The organism is Novipirellula rosea (genome assembly GCF_039541335.1).
GTDB lineage: Bacteria > Planctomycetota > Planctomycetia > Pirellulales > Pirellulaceae > Novipirellula > Novipirellula rosea.
Map to the genome: position 1 here is coordinate 1 of NZ_BAABGA010000019.1, position 8,750 is coordinate 8,750.

General features: G+C 53.8%; 6 protein-coding genes. 5 read left to right on the forward strand and 1 reads right to left on the reverse strand.

Annotated features, from left to right (window positions below):
* Positions 1-254 precede the first annotated feature (254 nt).
* Positions 255-974: a penicillin-binding protein activator LpoB gene (locus ABD971_RS08235; RefSeq protein ID WP_345321082.1), complete on the reverse strand. Its 720-nt coding sequence runs from the start codon at positions 972-974 to the stop codon at positions 255-257.
* Between the two features lie 535 nt (positions 975-1,509).
* Between ABD971_RS08235 and ABD971_RS08240 the strand changes: the two genes are divergently transcribed.
* The 5 genes from ABD971_RS08240 to ABD971_RS08260 all read left to right on the forward strand — a co-directional run.
* Entirely contained in the window at positions 1,510-2,052 is a 543-nt protein-coding gene (locus ABD971_RS08240; RefSeq protein WP_339946634.1) for a hypothetical protein, read from the forward strand.
* Positions 2,053-2,333: 281 nt separating this feature from the next.
* Entirely contained in the window at positions 2,334-5,762 is a 3,429-nt protein-coding gene (gene ileS / locus ABD971_RS08245) for an isoleucine--tRNA ligase (protein ID WP_345321086.1), read from the forward strand.
* Positions 5,763-5,776: 14 nt separating this feature from the next.
* Positions 5,777-6,358: a phosphoribosylglycinamide formyltransferase gene (gene purN, locus ABD971_RS08250; protein WP_345321088.1), complete on the forward strand. Its 582-nt coding sequence runs from the start codon at positions 5,777-5,779 to the stop codon at positions 6,356-6,358.
* A 464-nt stretch (positions 6,359-6,822) separates the two neighbouring features.
* Entirely contained in the window at positions 6,823-7,710 is an 888-nt protein-coding gene (locus ABD971_RS08255; protein WP_345321090.1) for an Rpn family recombination-promoting nuclease/putative transposase, read from the forward strand.
* A 442-nt stretch (positions 7,711-8,152) separates the two neighbouring features.
* Positions 8,153-8,750 (forward strand): hypothetical protein (locus ABD971_RS08260; RefSeq protein WP_345321092.1); only part of this gene is annotated, 598 nt, incomplete at its 3' end.

The following is an 8,750-nucleotide window of genomic DNA, read 5'->3' on the forward strand; positions in this document are numbered from 1 at the left end:
GCTTACATTCAGTTACGAATGCGGCACGAATATGGTTTATGCTAGCTTGAAAGGGCTCGGCGTGAGCCCCAGGTTTTTGTCACTACACGTTACCCAAAGCCCCGGAGGGGCGGCAGCAATCGACCATTTCGAATTCTGTCGCCCCTTCCGGGGCTTTGTATCATTCGTTGATTCGTATTCCTGGGGCTTACGCTCCAGGCTATATGCTGCCGCCACTTGCGTGGCTGAAGATCACAACTTCAAAGAGCGGCGAATCAACCATCGCCTTGGCCGAGTCCAAAGTTCCACCACTTTCCGGCACGTGTTTTCGAATAGCCTTTGCGAATCGTCGCCGACTCTTTCAAAAAGTCACCGCTGTGCAGATTGACCATTTCGAGGGTCAGCAAGTAGTCACGCTGGGTGGTCTTGTTACGGTCCGTCGTACCACTGGTGATGGTGGCGTACAGCAAATAATCGACCGGCGCACCTTGGCGTCCGAGGGCCGCAGCAAACTGGGCTCGGTTCTCTGGCAGAAACAATGAATCGGGACGAAGCCGAGTTTCCACCAATGCGGCATCGACCATTCGACGACTGATACAGCGGAAGGTTTCGGCTGAATTGATTTGCGAATCGATCCGCTCGTACAGTTGGTCTTTGAAATCGACCATCTCTTCGGCGCTCTTATTCTCGATCCCGATGAAGCAAACCGTGGCGGGGCCGGAGGCGAGGGCCGATCCGATTTGCCCGTCCAGTTTCATTGCGTTTGCCGATTCAAACGAAACGGTCTGGATCGCGGGCGGGCATCGTCCCAACAACTTGGCGACCGATTCATCGACCAACGGGTTCCAAGTGGCCGCCCCTGCAGTATGGCTGCCGACAAGGTCCTTGTCGTTCGCAGCCAAAATGTGTCCGTATTGTCGGCCTGCGCATCCCACCACGACACTAATGCAACCGATTGCGAGCAATGGGAGTGAAAAGACAGCAAAGTTTCTCATAGGATTTCGATCCGTTAAATCCGCCACGATTGATGATTCCGGTGTGGCATCCGCGATTTCGCAACCTCGACAAAGTTTTTCATCGGGCGATGATATTCATCCGGCGAGGTTATCAAACGTCGGTTTCAGTAGGTTTGGATTGGTGGCGACACTGTCCGGAACACGTGAAAAACTTGTGAAATTAAAATTTCTGCAAGAATTCCTCGCCCGAATGTTGCCAGTCGCCTTGTCGGTTTGATGTGAGGTATCAAAATGTGGTTCACGTCGGCTATAGCACTGCCCTTGGCGAGCACTCGACCATTTGGGTAGTGATTGCCACCTGATCCGATTGAATCGGATGTTCCGGTGGAACTGCGTTGACAAATTATGCTGGATCGAGAAACTCACGCAGGTCTTCCTGGACCCCCAAAGCACCGCAGACTCCCCCATGTGAATCATCCCCGTCCTTTATGCCCCTACGCATGACGGCGATCCACGCCAGAATTTGATATCGAACTGGCTTTCTACAAGAATTTTCTGAGATCTTTCATCACTTATGTCCATCGCTTCCACCGCTACCGAACAATCCGAATTGGATCCAACGTCCGCGACATCGACCGCTGTCCCGCAAACAAATACGCGGTCCAATCCGCGCGGGGGCGATTATTTGGGCGGCACGTTTTCGGGGCAAATGACGCCACCGACCATGACGGCATGGACGGGGGGTGCAGTCTTGCCATCACCGACTTCGATCGATGATGACGACTTGATCGACGATGACGACGACGATGATGATGGCGACGAAGACTCCGGTTTTGGCTCGGATGACGATTCCGAAGGAGGCGGCACAGGCGACGACGGCTTCAACGATGGACTCGATGAAGACGACGAGGTCGATGAATTCGACGATATCGACGAAGACGACTTCGATGACGATTTTGATGACGATTTCGAGGAAGAACTCGAAGACGACTACGAGATCGAGATCGAAGACGAAATCAGTGCCGAATTCGGGCTGAGCAGCGGCGACGGCAGCGACGACGACGAATTGGAAGATTTCGACGATTTCGATGACGTCGACGAAGACCTAAACGACTAAAGCCCCTCGTTTTGGTAGTGGAGCTTGCTAAAGCTACCTGTTTTCGACGTGCAAGAGGATCTTTAGCAAGATCCACTACCCAAAATCAGCGACTCCCAACGCACTCGTTAGCGTCAGCGGCGTTGGGCATGGCTGTACCGCGAAATCGCGACCTCTCTACGAACACAGGTGCTGCAAAGGTGTCTTAAAATCGGATATGGTTTCCGATTAGTTGTTGTCCGGCAAAAATTTGATCTTTGCCGACTCCCGAACACCTTTGCCCTAGCGTCTAAAAGCGATTGATGATGCCCGCTTCCGTGAGTCCTTTCCGTGCTCCACCGAGCAGCCCCAATTTCCCAAAACTTGAGCTCGAAGTTTTGCAGTTTTGGGACGATCACGACATCTACAAGAAATCGTTGGCTCAGCGTGCCGATGCCCCTTCGTTTGTCTTCTATGAAGGCCCCCCGACGGCTAACGGGTTGCCGCACCCTGGGCACTGCCTGACCCGCTCGATCAAAGACGTTTTCCCCCGCTACAAAACGATGCGAGGCTATCGCTGCGAACGCAAAGCGGGCTGGGACACGCATGGTTTGCCGGTCGAAGTCGAGGTGGGCAAGGAACTCGGCATCCACAGCAAAGAAGAAATCGAGGCGTTCGGCGTCGAACCCTTCATCCAAAAATGCCAACAAAGCGTGTTTCGCTACATGCAGCAGTGGCAAGACCTGACCCGCCGGCTCGGATTCTGGGTCGATCTGGAAAAGGCCTACGTCACCTACCACCAAAGCTACATCGAAAGTGTTTGGTGGAGCCTGAAGACACTGTTCGAACGCGGGCTGTTGTACCAAGGTCATAAGATCGTGTGGTGGTGGGCCCAAGGCGGCACGGCGTTGTCCTCGGGCGAAGTCGGCCAAGGCTATCGCGAAGTCGCCGACCCCAGCGTGTATGTGCTGTTCCCGTTGGTCGACAATCCCAAACGTTCGCTCGTCGTATGGACCACGACCCCGTGGACGCTGCCTAGCAACATGTTCGCGGCGGTCCACACCGAATTGGACTATGCCGTCGTTCGCGACGATGAAACCGGCCAAGAACTAGTGATCGCAGCCGACTTGGTCGAAACGATCGCAGGGAAACTGAAACGCGAACTTCCTGTCCTAGACACCGTCTCCGGAAAATCGTTGGTCGGCCAGCGTTACGTTCCTCCGTTTGACAACTATTACAAAACGCTCGGCGATGTGACCGGCAAGCTGACCAATGGCGAATCCGAAGCGTTGATGTGGCGAGTCGTCTCCGCTGACTTTGTGACCACCGAATCGGGTAGCGGTATCGTTCACCAAGCTCCGGCGTTCGGCGAAGTCGACTACGAAGTGTTGACCCAAGAACAAGCACGGTTCGTCGAAACGGATCGCCCCGAACTGTTGTGTGCGGTCGGACCGGACGGCAAGTTCACGGACGACTTTGCCGACATGAAAGGCACCTGGGTCAAGGATGCCGACAAACCGATCTCACGGATGTTGCGTGAGTCCGGCAAGTTGTTGTTGCTCGAGCAATACCTTCACGACTACCCGTTCTGTTGGCGAGCGAGCGAGGATCCGCTGATCCAATATCCGCGCCGCAGCTGGTTCGTGCGAACAACAAAGTTCCGCGACCTGATGCTGAAAAACAATTCGCAAATCGGTTGGCAACCCGAGCACATCCAAAACGGTCGCTTTGGCAATTTCCTGGAATCCAACGTCGACTGGGCATTGTCGCGAGAACGTTTCTGGGGCACGCCACTGCCGATCTGGGTTTGTCAAGAAACCGGACAAATGGAAGCGGTCGCCAGCTACGACGAAATCTTGGCCAAACCGGGCTTGCAAGGAACCGAGGTTTGGGAACAAGCCAAGGCGGCTAATCCCGAGTTGGCGGACGATTTGCGAGTCCACAAACCGTACATCGACGCGGTCACCTACGATTCACCGTTCGCCGAGGGTGCTCGGATGCAACGGGTGACCGAGGTCATCGATTGCTGGTACGACAGCGGTGCGATGCCGTTCGCCCAATGGGGCTGGCCACACCAAAACAACGAATCGTTCCAAGATCAATTCCCTGCCGACTTCATCTCCGAAGCCCTCGACCAGACTCGCGGTTGGTTCTACAGCCAATTGGCGATCAGCACGATGTTGTTCGGCGAAGGAGCCTCGATCAGCGAACGAGAAGAAGGCGGGGAAGCAAAAAAAGTGTCCGACACCTTTCCTGACCCTTTGGCCGATCAAGCCTACCCGCACCCCTATCGCAACTGCATCGTGCTGGGATTGATGCTCGGCGAAGACGGCAACAAGATGAGTAAGAGCTTGCGAAACTATCGCGAGCCCAACGAGATCTTTGACAAGTACGGTGCCGATGCACTGCGTTGGTTCTTCTTTGCCGGGCAACCGCCGTGGACCGCCATCCGCTACCGCGAACAATCGATCAAAGATTCGATCCCCGAGTTCCTGCTGCGACTTTGGAACGTCTTTAGTTTCTTTAGCATCTATGCCGGCATCGACGGTTTTGATCCTACCACCGCAACCGACGCGGACGATCAACTCACCTCGGCAAGTTTGGCGTCGGCTCCGACGTACCGCGATATCAGCGAGCGAAGTGAAATCGATCGCTGGATCATGTCGGAACTGAATCGCACAAACGAAATCGTGGTCGACCGCATGGACGTGCTGGACAACTACAACGCCTGCCAAGCGATCACGTCGTTCGTCGATGGATTAAGCAATTGGTACGTTCGCCGTAGCCGTGACCGATTCTGGGCCAGCGACAAGGACTCGCAAGACAAGCACGATGCCTACTGGACTCTGTACGAATCGCTGCTGCAGATCACCAAGATTGTCGCTCCGTTTGTTCCGTTCCTATCCGAAACGCTTTGGCAAAGTTTGACTGAACCGTTTGGGGATCGCACGCGAAAGAGCGTCCACCTGTGCGATTATCCGGTCGCCGATAATGATCGCATCGACGCGAAACTTTCGACCAGCATGAAACTGCTACGTGAAATCGCGTCGCTGGGGCGTGCCGCACGCGCCGAAGCCAAACTGAAAGTTCGCTTGCCACTTTCGCAAGTCGAAGTGGTGTTGGCGGATGATGCAGAGATCGATTGGCTGAAGTCACACGACTCGCTCGTTCGCGAAGAATTGAACGTCAAATCGGTCGACTACACCACCGAAGGCGACCAGTACGTCCAGTACACCGTGGTGCCGAATTTCAAACGACTCGGCCCTCGCGTGGGCAAGAATATGCCTGCGGTCAAAAAAGCACTGACGACCGCCGACGGCAACACGCTGCTGACGGCTCTAGGGCGTGACGGATTCGTGGAAATCAATTTGCCCGGCGGTGAACCGCTGAAACTCGACAACGAAGACATCGAAGTTCGCTTGAAGGCCAAAGAGGGCTGGGCCGCGAGCCAAGGCGCCAGCAGTGTTGTGGTACTGAACACCGAGGTCACCGACGAACTCCGCCGCGAGGGGATCGCCAAAGACCTGATCCGCACGATCCAAAGCAAGCGAAAGGAAATGGATTGCGGCTACACCGACCGCATCACCGTAGGCATCCTCAGCGACGACATCGAAGTCGCAACGGCGCTTAAAGAGCACGGTGATATGATCTGCAGTGAAACGCTTGCCAGCGAACTTCGCTCCGATGCGATCGCGGGAACCGCGCCGAGCGAAACGGAATTTGGCAAAGTCTTTGTGCAAAAGAACGTCTAATGCCAGAATCCAACATGAGCAAATCGAAGCTTCCCATCGCGATCTTCTTAAGCGGCAGTGGGCGTACGCTTGCCAATCTGATCCGGCATCGTGACGAACACGGTTTGCCAATCGACATCCGCTTGGTAATCAGCAGTCGTGACGATGTTCGTGGCTTAGAGATCGCAACAAACGATGGCATTCCCACGCGAGTGGTTCGCAAACGCGATCACCGCGATCCGTTTGAGCACTCACGTGAAATGTTTGATCCCTGCCGCGAAGCCGAGGTCAAATACGTCGTGATGGCGGGCTATTTGAATCACGTACTGATTCCCAACGACTTCGAAAACCGAGTGATTAACATTCATCCGTCACTGCTGCCGTCGTTCGGAGGCGCGGGGATGTACGGCCACTTCGTGCACGATGCGGTGCTAAAACGAGGCGTGAAGATCAGCGGATGCACGGTCCATTTCGTTGACAACGAATACGACAACGGGCCAGTCATCGTGCAAAGGTCATGCCCCGTGAAACCCGATGACGACGCCGACACCTTAGCCGCCCGCGTGTTCGAGCAAGAGTGCCTGGCACTTCCCGAGGCGCTACGAACCCTGCTCTAAAAAAACGCCACCCACGCAGATGCACATTGAAGCGGCGCATCTTGCATTAAAGGGGGCAAAGCTCCGGAAATTTCCTCGATCCTGCTCAGCAGACTGGAACTAACAAATTGTTGGAATTTGATACCAACGGCGCGGCCCATTGTTCGGAACTTTAGATCCACACCTCGCAAATCGCAGGCTCTTCGGCCCGGAACACAGCGTTCAGAAAACGACAGAAAGATTTTTTTGCTGACGCTGGGCTTCTCTATTTTTCTGTCGCATTAATTTTTCTGTCGATGCCGACCGCGGTGCGTGCAAAGGTGTCCGGCACTGCTTCAAGGCACCCGCCGCTTACACCTGCGACCGATTGGCGTCTCCATGAAAGCTATGTCCACAATCGTGGCCGATCATGTCGTGTTCGCATAAACAGTTCGGCTCCGCTACGATTGAGGCAAAGTTCTGAGGTTTTTCATAATCCAGTTTGGATGAACGCTATGCCGTTGGGGATCCGTCCGACCGTTGACTTCGCATTTAAAAAGATCTTTGGCTCGCCTCAAAACTCCGCCGCTCTGATCGGATTGCTCAACGCCATCCTCGATTTTGAACACCCGGTGGTCGCGGTGGAGGTTCTCAATCCGTTTAGCTACCAGGAGTTTTCCGAGAGCAAGCTGATCGTGCTTGATGTGCGGTGCCGCGACTCAGCGGGACGAGGGCTCAACGTCGAAATGCAGGTTTCGGTCTACGCAGGGCTGATTGAGCGATTGGTGTATTACGCCTGCAGCATGTACGTGGACCAGCTTTCTCCGGGCAGCAACTATGCGTTAGCGGCCCCGTCGATCTCGATTTGCCTGCTCAATCGAATCCTTTTCGCTGAAACCGACCAAGCCCACCATCGTTTCCAGATGCTCGATCGGGAAAGCGGACGAGAGATATCCAACGCGATCGAAGTTCACACTGTAGAATTGACGAAGTACGAATTGGATGCGCAGACGATCACCCACTCGAGTAAACTACAGCAGTGGACGTTTCTTTTGCTTTTCGCTCAAGACTACGACGCGGAAACACTGAGGAAATTGCTACCTGGGATCGAGTTTGAAACCGCGATTTCGACGATGGAAATCATTTCCGCGAAGACAGAGGACAAACAGATGTACGACCAACGCGAGAAAGCTCAACGAGACTACGAATGGGCCATCACTGGTGCCCGAGAAGAAGGCCGAGAAGAAGGAAAATTGGCTGGTCAAATTCAGTTACTGCAGCAGTTGCTTGGAGAGCCACCTGCGAGTGACACGGAACTGCTTCGGCAGGACATTGGCGCACTTACGACCCAACTCGCAAACCTACAACAGCGTCTCCGCGACCGCGACGTATAGCCCGCCGACAACTGCGATGACCGCGCGTGCGTTTACCACCGCCCCCGTTCCAATCTTGCTCCAGAGATCCAATCGGGTTCGAGGGGGGGACTTTTAATCTTTACGAAAATCTATTTGGTCTCAGCTACACTGATTCGAGTGGTCTTCGAATTGACCAAAGTCCTCGCGCTAGATGTTATCGTCGGGCTGCTGCGACTCGCGACAGACTACTCCGACTTATTCACGAAGACTTAGCATACAACTTGTACCTGTGCGCACACGAGTATTACGAATGCACTCAAGGGCGACCGTATGAAGGATACGAATGCGGTAAATGCTCGGAGCCGATACCAGACTGCATCCTCCAAGCATATCGGATATACCAATTTGACATGGGACAATTACGGAGAGGATTCCCTAGGGTGCTGCGGGAATGCGATCGCTTGCCAGGATGAGTACAATAATGCAAATTTCTCGAAGACATTTTCAGATCGCTTCTATTTCAGCATGCATCGGTTCTGACATCAGGGCTCAGGAAACTGTACGACGTGACAACGAATCGCCGAATGCAATCGAGGAAATATTCTCGAAGTACAAACACTGCAACTCGTATTCAGACAACGCACAAGTCTTGATTTACCGCAGTGAGGCGGAAAAAAAAGTAATCCAGCAGTTTTCATTCACCACTGACTTTGTTAGGAACAAATCATTTGCTTTCAAGACAGATGCGTCAGTCTGCTGCTCCCTCAAGGCTGAAAATGGTTACTTGACCGGTGAGTGGCACTGCGAGCCCATCGTAAAAACCGATTCGTCACTTCTTCCTCAGATGTTGCGAAGAATGAGAAGATCGACGATGCATACCTCGGTGTTCATTCCTCTGCTGTTGCTTGGCGAAAGTGATTCCGTCGCGATCAAGGCTGCCGAAGGAATCTGGAGTATCATTGATAACCATGACAAATTGAAAGAGCGTCGTCTGCAATATCGGCTTCAGTCAGCGGACTACCTTTGTGAAGCTACAATCGACAGAGATTCCGGGTCGATAATCGCCATTAGAAGTTCAC

Coding starts and splice junctions, on each gene's coding strand:
- ileS (WP_345321086.1), top strand. CDS start 2,334: ATGATGCCCGCTTCCGTGAGTCCTTTCCGTGCTCCACCGAGCAGCCCC.
- purN (WP_345321088.1), top strand. CDS start 5,777: ATGAGCAAATCGAAGCTTCCCATCGCGATCTTCTTAAGCGGCAGTGGG.
- ABD971_RS08240 (WP_339946634.1), top strand. CDS start 1,510: ATGTCCATCGCTTCCACCGCTACCGAACAATCCGAATTGGATCCAACG.
- ABD971_RS08255 (WP_345321090.1), top strand. CDS start 6,823: ATGAACGCTATGCCGTTGGGGATCCGTCCGACCGTTGACTTCGCATTT.
- ABD971_RS08235 (WP_345321082.1), bottom strand. CDS start 974: ATGAGAAACTTTGCTGTCTTTTCACTCCCATTGCTCGCAATCGGTTGC.